The following is a 13,635-nucleotide window of genomic DNA, read 5'->3' as shown; positions in this document are numbered from 1 at the left end:
CATGACGATGGCTTATGATTACGCCAGCGACCGCCGTCGGCCTCCTGTCGTGACACGCGGCAAGCGTCGTCAGCGGCCTCGAAAACCGACACCCAGACAGCTTTCGCCCCATACACGCCGAAACGGAGTATCCATCGGAAAAATTTAAACAAATTCCTGAAGTCCGCGATTGCGATCCCCGCCGCGCCGCCGCCGGCCGGCTGGTCTGCCGCAGGTTGTACGCAGACCACGCATCACCAGCTCGTCGATCATCGAAGACTTACCGCTGCGGGCGGAATATTTTCACACCCTATGCAAACCTGCCTTGTAGTCAGCATTTTACTTTTCCGCCGCAAGCCTTCCCGCTATAGGTGTGATGACCGGCCGAGGCGGGCTTGTGAATGCTTGCATTTTAGCGAATGAATTAACTTCGCCTTCAAGCGCGGTTCCTAGCGTGCCGCCGCATATGAAATGTCATAGGAGAGAACTCGGAATGATTCCGATGACTTCGGGACTGGCCAAGGCTGTCGGTTCCTCGCTGACTATCAAGGTCTTCGCCATCTGCTTCCTGTCGGTGCACGTGCCGCTCATCGTGTTCATCGTATATCTGGCCAGCGGTTTCGCCACCCAGCCGGAACCTGTCCTTGTCCTGCTGCTGGCCGCAACGGTTGCCGGCACCGGCATCTGCCTGATGACTCTCTGGTGGCTGATCCGGCCGCTGCGCCAGCTCGCGACCGCCATCAAGACCTACCAGAAGAACGGTACGCCGATCCGCCTCGTCGTCGAAAGCAACGATGAGATCGGCCTCCTGACATCGACCGTCACCACGATGGTCGCAGAGACGGAGAGCCTTCTGACCAAGCTTCGCCACCAGGCGATGACCGACCCGCTGACTGGGCTGGGCAACCGCCGCTGGCTGGGCGAGCGCGCCGTCGAGGAACTGGCGCGCGCCGAGCGCCAGCAGGAGCCGCTCTCCGTCATCACCTTCGACCTCGACCGCTTCAAGGGCATCAACGACGCGCATGGCCACGAAACCGGCGACCGGGTTCTGATGGCGGCCGGCGAAGTGGTGCGCAATTGCCTGCGCCCCTACGATCTGGCGGCCCGGATCGGCGGCGAGGAATTCTGTATCATCCTGCCGCGCACCGCGCTCGACGAGGCGGAAGACATTGCCGAGCGTGTGCGTGTCGCTCTGTCGGAAACCACCGTCCAGCCGCTGCGCCGAGGCCGCATGACGGCAAGTTTCGGCCTGTGCGGGGCCAATCCCGGCGACCGCCTGCCCGACCTTCTTCTGCGCGCCGACTTCGCCCTCTACGAGGCCAAGCGCGACGGCCGCAACTGCATCCGCCGGGCCGACGAACAGCCGAATACGATCAACCTGGATACGGCAAGGCCGGGTGCCTCCGCCTCAGGCTCCACCCAGCAGACCGCAGCGGCCCCCGCCGACGGACATCCGCAGCACTGACCTTCCTGCGGTTCCCGTAAACCAGTCTTTCCCATGGTTATTCCCGTGCGGCTGCGAGAGTGCCGCACGGGAATGCGCTTCCACCTCGTCGCTCGGGGCATTCCCATAGGCAGGCCATGCGGCAAGAAGCATCACGGCCATGCATATCTCCATCGACGGCGGCCGGGCGGCGCAGTAACATCATGACTCGCTATTTCCCCTAGAGCCGGCAACGGCGGACGAAGGAGACCGATGAGTTCAGCCATCCGCTTCATCCTCAACGGCGAGAACGTGACCCTCGGAGACTTTGCTCCGACGGATACGCTGCTCGATTACCTGCGCCTTAGGATGCGTTTGACGGGGACGAAGGAAGGCTGTGCCGAAGGCGATTGCGGGGCCTGCACCGTGCTTGTCGGGCGGCTGACCGAAACCGGCCTGCGCTATGAAAGCGTCAATGCCTGTATCAGGCTCATGGGCTCCGTCCACGGCACTCACATCGTCACCATCGAGCATCTGGCGGCCAGTGACGGCACGCTGCACCCCGTGCAGCAGGCCATGGTCGACTGTCATGGCTCGCAATGCGGCTTCTGCACGCCGGGCTTCGTCATGTCGCTCTATGGCCTGTGGCTGTCCAACGAAAACCCGAACCGCGCCGAGATCGAAAGCGCCCTGCAGGGCAATCTCTGTCGCTGCACCGGCTACGAACCGATCGTCAAGGCCGCAGAACAGGTGGCGAAGGCGCGGCCAAGCTCGCTCTTCGACCCGCTGGAGCGCGATCGCACCGAGATCATGGCAAAGCTCTGGGCGCTGAAATCCGTCACCGACACGGTCACCGTGGAAAAGACCGAAGCCGACGGCAGCATCACCCGCTCGATCCTGCCAGCCTCGATCGGAGCGCTGGCCGAGACGCTGGCGAAGGAACCGGCGGCCACCATCGTCGCCGGTGCCACCGATGTCGGCCTGTGGGTAACGAAACAGCTGAGAAAACTCGATCCGGTCGTCTTTATCGGCCACCTGTCCGAGCTTCAGACGATTTCCGTCGAGGAAAACGGCGTCACGATCGGCGCCGGCGTCAGCTATGCCGAGGCTCATGGCTTCCTCGAAGCCGTCATCCCCGCCTTCGGCCCGCTGATCGACCGTATCGGCGGCCAGCAGGTCAGGAACATGGGCACGATCGGTGGAAATATCGCCAACGGCTCGCCGATCGGCGACACCCCGCCGCCGCTGATTGCGCTGGGAGCCACGCTGACCTTGCGCTCCCATTCCGGCCGCCGCACCATGCCGCTCGAAAACTACTTTCTCGCCTACGGCAGCCAGGACCGGCTGCCGGGCGAATTCGTCGAGAAGATATTCGTGCCGCGTCCGGCCGATCTCGGCCATTTCGCCGTCTACAAGATATCGAAGCGCCGCGACGAGGATATCTCGGCGCTCTGCGGCGCCTTCAACCTGACGCTCGACGGCGACGGCCATGTGGAAGACATCCGCATCGCCTTCGGCGGCATGGCGGCCACCCCGAAACGGGCAACCCATGTAGAGCAGGCGCTAACCGGCATGCCCTGGCGCTGGGATGTGATTGCCGCGGCACAGTCCGCATTCGAGGCCGATTTTCAGCCCCTTACCGACTGGCGGGCTAGCGCCGAATACCGCAGCCTGACGGCGAGGAACCTGCTGACCCGTTTCTTCCTGGAAACGGCGGGAGCGCCGGTGCAGTTGCAGCGGTTCGAGCCGGACGCATACGAAGTGGAGGAGGCGTGATGATGGACAAGACCTCCTTCCCCATCAAACCCGTCATCGACGGCCCGATGCATGCCTCGTTGAAACATGATTCAGCACACAAGCATGTCACCGGAAGTGCCGAATATATCGACGATATTCCCGAACCCGCCGGCACGCTGCACGCAGCCCTCGGCCTTTCCGACCGGGCGCATGCTCAAATCCTGTCGATCGATCTCGATGCCGTGCGAAACGCCCAAGGCGTCGTCTGGGTGATGACGGCGGACGATATTCCCGGCGCAAACGACGTCGCCTCGACCGGCAAGCATGACGAGCCGCTGCTGGCCACCGATCTCGTCCAGTTCCACGGCCAGCCGATCTTCGCCGTCTTTGCCGAAACCCGCGATCAGGCCCGTCGCGCAGCCCGTCTGGCGAAGATCGAATACCGCGACCTGCCGCACTGGACCGATATCGACGACGCCCGCGAAAACGGCTCCACCTTCGTCACCGAGCCGATGACGCTGCGTCGCGGCGAGCCGGAAACCGAGATCGAAAAGCCGCCGCTCCGCATTCAGGCATCGATGAATATCGGCGGCCAGGAGCATTTCTATCTCGAAAGCCATATCGCCTTCGCCATGCCCGGCGAGGACGAGGATGTCATCGTCTGGTCCTCCACCCAGCACCCGAGCGAGGTGCAGCATATGGTGGCGCATGTGCTTGGCTGCGCCAACCACGCCGTCGAGGTGAAGACCCGTCGCATGGGCGGCGGTTTCGGTGGCAAGGAAACCCAGGGCAACCAGTTCGCAGCCCTGGCTGCCGTTGCGGCGAAGAAGTTGAAGCGCGCGATAAAATTTCGCCCCGACCGCGACGAGGACATGACCGTCACCGGCAAGCGTCACGATTTCCGCGTCGATTACGACGTCGCTTTCGATGAGGATGGCAGGATCCACGCGGTCGACAGCGTCTATGCGGCGCGCTGCGGCTATTCGGCCGATCTCTCCGGCCCGGTCACCGACCGCGCCCTCTTCCATGCCGATTCGAGCTATTACTACCCGCATGTGCGGCTGAAATCCGAACCTTTGAAGACCCACACCGTCTCCAACACCGCGTTTCGCGGCTTTGGCGGGCCCCAAGGCATGCTCGGTGCCGAACGGATGATCGAGGACATCGCCTACGCCGTCGGCAAGGACCCGCTCGACATCCGCAAGCTGAACTTCTACGGCCAGCGCGGCTCCGACCGCACCGTGACGCCCTATCATCAGGATATCCACGACAACGTCATCGCCCGCATCGTCGACGAGCTCGAGGCCTCGTCCAACTATCAGGCCCGCCGCCGGGCGATCATCGACTTCAACGAGACGAGCCCGGTCATCCGCCGAGGCATTGCCCTCACTCCGGTCAAGTTCGGCATCTCCTTCACCCTCACGGCCTATAATCAGGCCGGCGCACTCGTGCATGTCTATTCGGACGGCTCGATCCACCTGAACCACGGCGGCACGGAAATGGGCCAGGGCCTCTACACCAAGGTGGCGCAGGTCGTGGCCGACTGTTTCCAGGTCGATATCGACCGGGTGAAGATCACCGCGACGACCACCGGCAAGGTACCGAACACGTCCGCCACCGCCGCCTCCTCCGGCTCCGACCTCAACGGCATGGCCGCCTATGACGCCTGCCGTCAGATCAAGGAACGGCTGATCGACTTCGCCGTCCGGCAATGGAAGGTGACGCGCGACAAGATCGAGTTTTTGCCCAACCGGGTGAAGATCGGCGGCGAGACCGTGCCTTTCGACACGTTCGTCAAGGCCGCCTATTTCGACCGCGTACAGCTGTCCGCAGCCGGTTTCTACAAGACGCCAAAGATCCATTGGGACCGCGCAGCCGGCCGCGGCCATCCTTTCTATTATTTCGCCTATGGCGCCGCCGTCTCGGAAGTGTCGATCGACACGCTGACCGGCGAATACATGGTGGAGCGTACCGATATCCTCCACGATGTCGGCCGCTCGCTCAATCCGGCGCTCGACATCGGCCAGATCGAAGGCGCCTTCGTGCAGGGCATGGGCTGGCTGACGACGGAGGAATTGTGGTGGGACGACAAGGGCCGGCTGCGTACCCACGCACCGTCCACCTACAAGATCCCGCTCGCCTCCGACCGACCGAAGGTCTTCAACGTGCAACTGGCCGAATGGTCCGAAAACGCCGAGCCGACCATCGGCCGCTCCAAGGCCGTGGGGGAACCGCCCTTCATGCTGGCGATCTCGGTTCTGGAAGCGATTTCCATGGCCGTCGCAAGCGTCGCCGACTATGCGGTCTGCCCCAGGCTGGACGCCCCGGCAACACCTGAAAGAGTTTTGATGGCGGTGGAGCGGCTGAAGGCGATGTGAGGTTGGATGGGCGGCAAGAAAAGCCCCTCACCCGGAGCGCAGCAAGCCGCGCTCCCCTTCATCGGGAAAGGAAAAGGGGCCGAAGGACGCAGCCGGATGAAGGGCCGCTCGCAACGCCGGAAACAGGAGGAGAACACGACGATGCCCATTATCATCCGCTCCGAACACCCCGGCGACGAAGACCTGATCCACGACCTCACCCAGCAGGCATTCGCGCCGATGCCGTACAGCTCGAAAACCGAGGGCGCGATCATCCGCGCCCTGCGCGCCGATGGCGACCTGACGCTGTCGCTGGTGGCGGAGGATAACGGACAGATCATCGGCCACGTCGCCTTCTCGCCCGTCGCGATCGATGGACATTATGACGACTGGTTCGGTCTCGGCCCGATCTCGGTCGCCGCTGACCGGCGGCGGCAAGGCATCGGCAAGGCGCTGATCCGCGAAGGGCTGGCAAGGCTGAAGGCATTGGGCGCAAAGGGCTGCGCACTCGTCGGTGATCCCTCAGTCTACAAAAGCTCGGGCTTCGACAATGACGCTGCTCTCACCTACGAGGGCGTGGCCGATATCTATGTGCAGCGCATCGTCCTTTCCGGCAGCGCGCCGAAAGGCATACTCACCTTCGCCAGGGGATTTTCCACCACCGGCTGAGCCGCAACCTCGTTCAAAAGGCTCGACGGCCGCAGGACGATCATCCTATTCTGCCGATCAGCCTCAAGCCTTTCATGGGTGACGACATGCCGGACATTTCGCTCGAAGCCTTCCTTGCCGACCGAAGCGTCGTGCTGGTCGAGCTTGCCGAGACGAAGGGCTCCACCCCGCGCGAGGCCGGCGCCTTCATGCTTGTCTCGGCCGATGCCATATGGGGCACCATCGGCGGCGGCCAGTTCGAATATATGGCGATGGACAATGCACGCGCCCTGCTTCTGGGCCGCGGCGTGCCGGTTATGGATATTCCGCTCGGGCCGGAAATCGGCCAGTGCTGTGGCGGCCGCACGCTGCTCACGTTCACGCCCGTCACGCCAAAAATCGCAAGCGCGCTTGTCGGAAAGATCGAAAGACAGCGTGAGAGGCGGCCCGAAATCGTACTTTTCGGTGCCGGCCATGTCGGTATGGCGCTCGCCCGTGCGCTCGCGCCCCTGCCCTTTGCCACAAGCGTCGTCGAAACCCGCCGCGAGGCGCTGGAGCACCTGCCGGCCACGATACCGCAGCAACTGACCGCCATGCCCGAAAGCTGTGTCGGCAAAATCGCATCCGGCGGCGCAGTCGTCATCCTCACCCACGACCACGCGCTCGATTTCCTCATCGCCGAACGTGCGCTCGCCAGGGCGGATCTCGCCTATATCGGCATGATCGGCTCGGCCACCAAACGCGCCACCTTCTCAAGCTGGCTTGCCCGCCAGCACGGCGAAGACATGCAGCGCAGCCGGATAGACGAAATACTGTCCCGCCTCGTCCTGCCGATCGGCGGGACGGCGGTCAGGGACAAGCGCCCCGAAGTGATTGCAGCGCTTGTTGCCGCCGAGCTTTTGCAAACGATGATGTCGCAGACAGCCGAAACGCGGAAGCGACCGCAGCCCGCCGGCGATATCTAGAGCCAGCGCGGCGGAGCATCCACACCATGAAGGATGCGTGACCCTTCGTGCCTTTCGACCGTGCTGGGAGAGACCCTGCCGTCGAGCAGCCCGACATCGCGCAAATCATGCTCGCTGACGCTCTGCGGCTTCGTTTCAAGCCAGAACGATCCTCGCGTGCGAGACATCATCCCCACTGCCTTTTCCGTTATATTTTTGATGCGCAGAAAGCCTTTGCGAAAGCCACGTCTCATGGCCGCATCTCCTTTATTGACCATTGGTCATTATGGTTTTTATGATTGGAGGATGGACGGCTTCGTGCTGTTATTCCAACAGAACATCCGACTGCATGAATAAAGAGAGCTTATCCATGAAAATGTCGCGGAAAGTCCCGCTCAATGCGCTGCGCGTTTTCGAAACCACCGCGCGCCATATGAGTTTCACCAAAGCGGGCGACGAGCTCGGCATGACCCAGGCGGCGGTGAGTTACCAGATCAAGCTGCTGGAGGACATTTTGGGGGAGCCGCTGTTTCTGCGCCGCGCCCGCCAGGTGGCGTTGACGGAAGCGGCAGAAAAGCTCGCGCCGCGCCTGAGCGAGGCTTTCGGCATGGTCGACGAGGCGATCGCGGCGCTTGGCCGGGCATCCAACGAAATGCTGACGATCCATTCCACCGCCACATTCGCCCAGCAGTGGCTTGCGCGCCATATCGGCGACTTCCAGCTCAGGCATCCGCGGATTGCCGTGAGGATTGAAACCTCCTCCAACCTCATCGACTTTACCCGCGAACAGGCCGATGTGGCGATCCGCTGGGGCAAGGGAGACTGGCCGGGACTGACCGCCCATCGCATCATGCGGATGAACTTCACCCCGATGCTGAACCCGAAACTGCTGGATAGCCACGGCCCGTTGCGGGAGCCGGCCGACCTTTTGACGATGCCGATCATCAGCGCCGGCGATCGCTGGTGGCGCCAGTGGTTTGAAGCGGCCGGCATCGATGTGTCGGCACTGGAGCGCTATCCGCGCAACGAGCTGGGCACCCAGGCGATGGACGCGCAGATCGCCATCGCCGGTCAGGGCGTAGCCATTCTCAATCCCGGTCACTTCGCCGACGAGATCGCCGCCGGCCGTCTCGTCCAACCATTCGAGCTTACCCTGAATGACGGCAGGGACTATTGGCTGGCCTATCCCGAAAGCCGCCGCTCGGCGCCCAAGATCAAGGCATTCAGGGATTGGATCACGTCCGTTCTACCCGAGACGGCAGGCGATCAGTAGCTCATGTCCGGAGCATAGAAGCAGCGCAGCGTGTCCTCGGTCGGATAGAGGCAGATGTGATACTCCTCGTCCTTCGAGCGGCGCGCCTCGCTCTGCTTCATGGTGAAACTGTGCGTCCTGGTAATCATCCGGTGATCGCCGGGACCAAGCAGGATCTCATAGCCCTGGTTCGTAACCCTGACATTGCGGGTGGAGATCATCTGGCAGTCGCCGCTCTTGGCATCGCCATTGCAGCAATAGCCGTCATATTTCCATGTGACGCCCTTGGGACTGTGGGCCTCGTGGGCGCCGACGGGAAACGCCCCGGCGCCCGCAGCAAACGCAATCATCGCACCTTTAACAATCGAACGCCTCTGTTTTGGCATCAGCATGTTCTCCGTTGATGGATGTCATCCCCGGCCGCGTGACGGACGCAATACCCGGCACTGCCGGTTGAATTCGCAAGTCCTACAATACCCGAGTCGGCTTAGCCGGCTAAGCCCGTTCTGGTGCAATGCACAACTTCGCACAGCAGCAGTTTCGTCGCCGTGATTGAATGGCCACACTTGATGGCGGCGGCCTGCGGCAAGCCCGAACCTGCCTCAACCAAAGCGCGCCGGCATCCATACCGCCGCAGCACCGTTTCCCCACTTCCCACGTCCCGTTTTTTTGCCCACACTCACGAGTCGGGGAACTGAACGGGAAACAGAAGAATGTACGAATACGCCGTTGCCTGGGAATGGCTGAACTTTGCGGTACGCTGGCTGCATGTGATCACCGCGATCGCCTGGATCGGCTCATCCTTCTATTTCATCGCGCTTGATCTCGGGCTGGTGAAACGTCCGCACCTGCCACCTGGCGCCCATGGCGAGGAATGGCAGGTCCATGGCGGCGGCTTCTACCATATCCAGAAATATCTGGTGGCGCCCGCCCAGATGCCCGAGCACCTGACATGGTTCAAGTACGAGAGCTATTTCACCTGGGCGTCGGGCTTTTTGCTCCTCTGTATCGTCTATTACGGCGGCGCCGACCTCTTCCTCATCGACCGCACGGTGATGGAGCTTGAACCCTGGCAGGCGATCTGTCTGTCGCTGGCCTCGCTTAGCGTCGGTTGGCTGTTCTACGATCAGCTTTGCAAGTCACGGCTGGGCAACAATACCTGGGGCCTGATGATCCTGCTCTATGTGGCGCTGGTGGCGATGGCCTGGGGCTATACGCAGGTCTTCACCGGCCGCGCCGCCTTCCTGCATCTGGGCGCCTTCACCGCCACCATCATGTCGGCCAATGTCTTCTTCATCATCATTCCCAACCAGAAGATCGTCGTCGCCGACCTGATCGCCGGCCGCACGCCGGATGCCAAATACGGCAGGATCGCCAAGCAGCGTTCGCTTCATAACAACTACCTGACGCTTCCCGTCATCTTCTTCATGCTGTCGAACCACTATCCGCTGGCCTTCGCGACGGAATTCAACTGGATCATCGCCGCGCTCGTCTTTCTCATGGGCGTCACCATCCGCCACTGGTTCAACACCACCCATGCGCGCAAGGGCAGGCCGACCTGGACATGGCTGGTCACGGTCCTGATATTCATCGTCATCATGTGGCTTTCGACCGTGCCGAAGGTCCTGACCGGCGAGGCGGAGACATCCGCTTCCATGACGCCTCTACAGCAGAAATTCGCCTCCAACGCCCATTTCGAAGCCGCCCGCGATGTCGTCATGGCCCGTTGTTCCATGTGCCATGCGGCCGAACCCGTCTGGGACGGCATCACCTTCACGCCGAAATCGGTGAGGCTGGAAACCGACGCCGAGGTTGCCGCCCATGCCCGCGAGATATACATCCAGGCAGGACGAAGCCACGCCATGCCGCCCGGCAATGTCACAGACCTCACGCCCGAGGAACGCAAGCTGCTCGTCGCATGGTATGAAAGCAGCGTGGCAGAGAAATAGAGCAACAGATGACCAGCACCCTGATCCGCGGACGCCTCCTCTCCTTCAACCGCGCGCCCCAGTCGCTCGCCGATAGCGACAGCTATCGCTACGAGCATGACGGCGGCCTGCTGGTTGGCGAGGACGGTCGCATCGTCACGGCAGGCGACTACACGGCGGTGAAGGCGCAAGCCCCCGACGACATCACCGAGATCGACCACCGCCCTCACCTCATCCTGCCGGGCTTCATCGATACGCATGTGCACTTCCCGCAAATGCAGGTCATCGCCTCCTATGCGGCCAACCTTCTGGAATGGCTGAACACCTACACCTTCCCGGAGGAATGCCGTTTCGTCGAAAGCGACCATGCGGCCCGCATCGCCACGCATTTCTACGACGAGTTCCTGCGCCAGGGCACGACGACCGCAGTCGCCTACTGCTCCGTCCACAAGACGTCCGCCGACGCCTTTTTTGCCGAGGCCATGAAGCGCAACATGTGCATGGTCGGCGGCAAGGTTATGATGGACCGCAACGCCCCGCAGGGCCTGCTCGACACGCCCGAAATGGGCTATGACGAGACCCGAGCCGTGATCCAGGAATGGCACGGCAAGGGACGCAACCACGTCGCCATCACCCCGCGCTTCGCCATCACCTCGACACCGGCGCAGATGCAGGCAACGCAGGCGCTGGCGGAAGAATTCCCCGACCTCTTCATCCAGACGCATCTGTCGGAAAACCACGACGAGATCCGCTATACCTGCGAGCTTTTCCCCGAAGCGAAGGACTATACCGACATCTATGCCCGCTACGGCCTGCTCGGAAACAAGACCCTTCTCGGCCACGCCATCCACCTTTCGGATCGCGAGATGGACGCGCTGTCGGAGGCAGGCTCGATCGCCGTCCATTGCCCGACCTCCAACCTCTTCTTAGGCTCGGGCCTCTTCCCGATGAAACAGCTGATGCGCCGCGAAAAGCAGGTACGCGTATCGGTCGCCACCGATATCGGCGGCGGCTCCAGCTATTCGATGCTGAAGACGATGGATGAGGCCTACAAGATCCAGCAATTGCTCGGCGAGCGCCTCAACCCGTTGGAAAGCTTCTACTTGATGACCCGCGGCAATGCCGAGGCACTGTCGATGCAGGGCGATATCGGCACGCTCGACATCGGCTCCGTCGCCGACCTCGTCATCCTCGATGCCGCCGCGACGCCGGCCATGAAGCTCAGGATGGAAACGGTGAATTCGCTGTCGGAAGAACTCTTCCTGCTCCAGACCATCGGCGACGACCGCGCCGTGGTGGAAACCTATGTGGCGGGCAAGCCGATGAAGCCAAGTCTAATTGCACCCAATTCGGGAGCATGATACCCTACGATGCGAATAATCTCCCGCCGTACGCTGAGACTATTCGCGGAAGGCCCAAACGGCCAGAAAGGCGGCGCAGCCTTGAAAGCGGCGCTGGATAGCTGGTTTCATGAAGTTCAGAAGGCTGAATGGCAGTCACCGGCCGACATTAAGAAACGATACGCTCATGCGAGCATCATCAACGCGGAGCGCGTCGTCTTCAATATCAAGGGTAATGATTATCGGCTGATCGTATCGGTTGACTTCAGACGGAGTGCCGTATGGATAAAATGGATCGGCACGCATCGGGATTATGACAACATCGACGCAGCAACGGTGGAATATGACTGAGCTGAAACCGATCCGCAACGAGGCGGACTATGCAGAGGCAACGGCCCTCCTTACGAGCCTTTGGGGTGCTGACGCCGGCACACCCGAGGGTGACAGGCTCGACCTGTTGATGACCTTGATCGACGACTACGAAAACAACCACCACTCCATTGATCTGCCCGACCCGATCGACGCCATCCTGTTCCGGATGGAACAGCAGGGCCTGACCCGCAAGGACCTAGAACCACTGCTCGGCAGCCGCGGCAGGGTCGCAGAAATTCTCAATCGCAAACGCCCCCTTTCACTCGAAATGATCCGCCGCTTGAACGCCGAACTCGGCATCCCCGCAGAAATCCTGATCCAGCCGATACGTTCGACAAGGGATGCGGCTTGAACGCCACAAGGACAGCCGCTCGGATCGGCAGACAGCGTCGTCATAAAATATCGGTTCGAAGGTGAATTAGCCTTTATTCGAGCCCTCCATATGCTACCTCTCGAACACCATATCAGGAGGGAACATTTCATCATGTCCAAGCCGCTCACCATCGCCGATCTGAAGACCATGGCCCGCCGCCGGGTGCCGAAAATGTTCTTCGATTATGCCGATAGCGGTGCCTGGACGGAAAGCACCTATCGCGCCAACGAAAGCGATTTTTCGAAGATCAAGCTGCGACAGCGGGTCTTGGTCGACATGACCAACCGGTCGCTTTCGACCACCATGGTCGGCCAGGATGTATCGATGCCCGTGGCACTTGCCCCCACGGGCCTGACCGGCATGCAGCATGCCGATGGCGAAATGCTGGCGGCCAAGGCTGCGGAAGAAGCCGGCGTGCCCTTCACGCTCTCGACCATGAGCATCTGCTCGATCGAGGATGTGAGATCGGTCACCTCGAAACCCTTCTGGTTCCAGCTCTACGTGATGAAGGACCGCGGCTTCGTCGAACGCCTGATCGGCCGCGCCAAGGCCGCAGGCTGCTCCGCACTCGTCGTCACCGCCGACCTGCAGATCCTCGGTCAGCGGCACAAGGACCTGCGCAACGGCCTGTCAGCGCCGCCCAAATGGACGCTCGACAGCGCCCTCCAACTGGCGACCAAGCCCTTCTGGTGCATGGAAATGCTGCAGACCAAGCGCCGCGGCTTCGGCAATATCGTCGGCCATGCCTCGAATGTCTCCGACCTCTCCTCGCTCGGCGCCTGGACGGCCGAACAGTTCGATCCGCGCCTTTCCTGGGACGATATCCGCTGGATCAAGGATCTGTGGGGCGGCAAGCTGATCATCAAGGGCATTCTGGACGAGGAGGATGCCCGCGCCGCCGCCGATACCGGCGCAGACGCGATCATCGTCTCCAACCACGGCGGCCGCCAGCTCGACGGCGCCCCCTCTTCCATCTCCATGCTGCCGAAGATCGTCGGCGCCGTCGGCGACCGCATCGAGGTTCACATGGATGGCGGCATCCGTTCCGGCCAGGATGTGCTCAAAGCTGTAGCGCTCGGCGCCAGAGGCACCTATATCGGCCGCCCCTTCCTCTACGGTCTCGGCGCCGCCGGCAAGCAGGGTGTCACGACCGCGCTCGAGATCATCCGCAAGGAGATGGACATCACCATGGCACTTTGCGGCAAGCGCGACATCAGCGATTGCGGCGACAGCATCATCGCCGAAAATCCCTACGCACGATAAATGCAGGGCAAGACGCAGC

At 61.9% G+C, this 13,635-nt stretch carries 13 protein-coding genes; 11 read left to right on the top strand and 2 right to left on the bottom strand.

The window, feature by feature from the left end; all coding sequences use genetic code 11:
* Nucleotides 1-472 precede the first annotated feature (472 nt).
* From AC0JZ4_RS11350 to xdhC, 5 genes are all read left to right on the top strand, one after another.
* Nucleotides 473-1,444 (top strand): GGDEF domain-containing protein, encoded by a 972-nt coding sequence (locus AC0JZ4_RS11350; protein ID WP_471886482.1) that lies wholly within the window; start codon nucleotides 473-475, stop codon nucleotides 1,442-1,444.
* A 231-nt stretch (nucleotides 1,445-1,675) separates the two neighbouring features.
* Nucleotides 1,676-3,178: a xanthine dehydrogenase small subunit gene (xdhA, locus tag AC0JZ4_RS11345; RefSeq protein ID WP_471886481.1), complete on the top strand. Its 1,503-nt coding sequence runs from the start codon at nucleotides 1,676-1,678 to the stop codon at nucleotides 3,176-3,178.
* Nucleotides 3,179-3,180: 2 nt separating this feature from the next.
* Nucleotides 3,181-5,517: a xanthine dehydrogenase molybdopterin binding subunit gene (gene xdhB, locus AC0JZ4_RS11340; protein ID WP_471887864.1), complete on the top strand. Its 2,337-nt coding sequence runs from the start codon at nucleotides 3,181-3,183 to the stop codon at nucleotides 5,515-5,517.
* Between the two features lie 147 nt (nucleotides 5,518-5,664).
* A complete protein-coding gene (locus AC0JZ4_RS11335; protein ID WP_471887863.1) occupies nucleotides 5,665-6,165 on the top strand; it encodes a GNAT family N-acetyltransferase in 501 nt (166 codons plus the stop codon).
* Nucleotides 6,166-6,251: 86 nt separating this feature from the next.
* A complete protein-coding gene (xdhC, locus tag AC0JZ4_RS11330) occupies nucleotides 6,252-7,109 on the top strand; it encodes a xanthine dehydrogenase accessory protein XdhC (protein WP_471886480.1) in 858 nt (285 codons plus the stop codon).
* On the opposite strand, the gene AC0JZ4_RS11325 is transcribed toward xdhC, so the two are convergent.
* Complete coding sequence (locus tag AC0JZ4_RS11325; protein ID WP_471886479.1) at nucleotides 7,106-7,342, bottom strand: hypothetical protein; 237 nt, start codon at nucleotides 7,340-7,342, stop codon at nucleotides 7,106-7,108. The genes xdhC and AC0JZ4_RS11325 overlap by 4 nt on opposite strands.
* 116 nt (nucleotides 7,343-7,458) lie before the next feature.
* Between AC0JZ4_RS11325 and AC0JZ4_RS11320 the strand changes: the two genes are divergently transcribed.
* Entirely contained in the window at nucleotides 7,459-8,361 is a 903-nt protein-coding gene (locus AC0JZ4_RS11320; protein WP_471886478.1) for a LysR substrate-binding domain-containing protein, read from the top strand.
* On the opposite strand, the gene AC0JZ4_RS11315 is transcribed toward AC0JZ4_RS11320, so the two are convergent.
* Entirely contained in the window at nucleotides 8,355-8,726 is a 372-nt protein-coding gene (locus AC0JZ4_RS11315) for a hypothetical protein (protein ID WP_471886477.1), read from the bottom strand. The genes AC0JZ4_RS11320 and AC0JZ4_RS11315 overlap by 7 nt on opposite strands.
* A gap of 327 nt (nucleotides 8,727-9,053) precedes the next feature.
* Between AC0JZ4_RS11315 and puuD the strand changes: the two genes are divergently transcribed.
* From puuD to AC0JZ4_RS11290, 5 genes are all read left to right on the top strand, one after another.
* Nucleotides 9,054-10,289: a urate hydroxylase PuuD gene (gene puuD, locus AC0JZ4_RS11310; protein WP_471886476.1), complete on the top strand. Its 1,236-nt coding sequence runs from the start codon at nucleotides 9,054-9,056 to the stop codon at nucleotides 10,287-10,289.
* An 8-nt stretch (nucleotides 10,290-10,297) separates the two neighbouring features.
* On the top strand, nucleotides 10,298-11,629 hold the full coding sequence (guaD, locus tag AC0JZ4_RS11305) for a guanine deaminase (RefSeq protein ID WP_471886475.1): 1,332 nt from the start codon (nucleotides 10,298-10,300) through the stop codon (nucleotides 11,627-11,629).
* 81 nt (nucleotides 11,630-11,710) lie between these two features.
* Entirely contained in the window at nucleotides 11,711-11,959 is a 249-nt protein-coding gene (locus AC0JZ4_RS11300) for a type II toxin-antitoxin system HigB family toxin (protein ID WP_471886474.1), read from the top strand.
* On the top strand, nucleotides 11,952-12,332 hold the full coding sequence (locus AC0JZ4_RS11295) for a helix-turn-helix domain-containing protein (protein ID WP_471886473.1): 381 nt from the start codon (nucleotides 11,952-11,954) through the stop codon (nucleotides 12,330-12,332). The genes AC0JZ4_RS11300 and AC0JZ4_RS11295 overlap by 8 nt, the downstream gene beginning before the upstream one ends.
* 132 nt (nucleotides 12,333-12,464) lie before the next feature.
* Nucleotides 12,465-13,616, top strand: a complete 1,152-nt coding sequence (locus AC0JZ4_RS11290) for an alpha-hydroxy acid oxidase (RefSeq protein ID WP_471886472.1) — start codon at nucleotides 12,465-12,467, stop codon at nucleotides 13,614-13,616.
* The last annotated feature ends 19 nt before the right edge of the window (nucleotides 13,617-13,635 follow it).

The organism is [Rhizobium] kunmingense (genome assembly GCF_977018605.1).
Note: the sequence above shows the minus strand (reverse complement) of the source record. Positions and strands in the feature narration are given on the sequence as shown.

Bases quoted from the DNA above. Each gene is read 5' to 3' on its own strand.
- AC0JZ4_RS11295 (WP_471886473.1), top strand. From the start codon at position 11,952: ATGACTGAGCTGAAACCGATCCGCAACGAGGCGGACTATGCAGAGGCA.
- AC0JZ4_RS11320 (WP_471886478.1), top strand. From the start codon at position 7,459: ATGAAAATGTCGCGGAAAGTCCCGCTCAATGCGCTGCGCGTTTTCGAA.
- xdhC (WP_471886480.1), top strand. From the start codon at position 6,252: ATGCCGGACATTTCGCTCGAAGCCTTCCTTGCCGACCGAAGCGTCGTG.
- xdhA (WP_471886481.1), top strand. From the start codon at position 1,676: ATGAGTTCAGCCATCCGCTTCATCCTCAACGGCGAGAACGTGACCCTC.
- AC0JZ4_RS11325 (WP_471886479.1), bottom strand. From the start codon at position 7,342: ATGAGACGTGGCTTTCGCAAAGGCTTTCTGCGCATCAAAAATATAACG.
- puuD (WP_471886476.1), top strand. From the start codon at position 9,054: ATGTACGAATACGCCGTTGCCTGGGAATGGCTGAACTTTGCGGTACGC.
- AC0JZ4_RS11315 (WP_471886477.1), bottom strand. From the start codon at position 8,726: ATGCCAAAACAGAGGCGTTCGATTGTTAAAGGTGCGATGATTGCGTTT.
- xdhB (WP_471887864.1), top strand. From the start codon at position 3,181: ATGGACAAGACCTCCTTCCCCATCAAACCCGTCATCGACGGCCCGATG.
- AC0JZ4_RS11350 (WP_471886482.1), top strand. From the start codon at position 473: ATGATTCCGATGACTTCGGGACTGGCCAAGGCTGTCGGTTCCTCGCTG.
- AC0JZ4_RS11290 (WP_471886472.1), top strand. From the start codon at position 12,465: ATGTCCAAGCCGCTCACCATCGCCGATCTGAAGACCATGGCCCGCCGC.
- guaD (WP_471886475.1), top strand. From the start codon at position 10,298: ATGACCAGCACCCTGATCCGCGGACGCCTCCTCTCCTTCAACCGCGCG.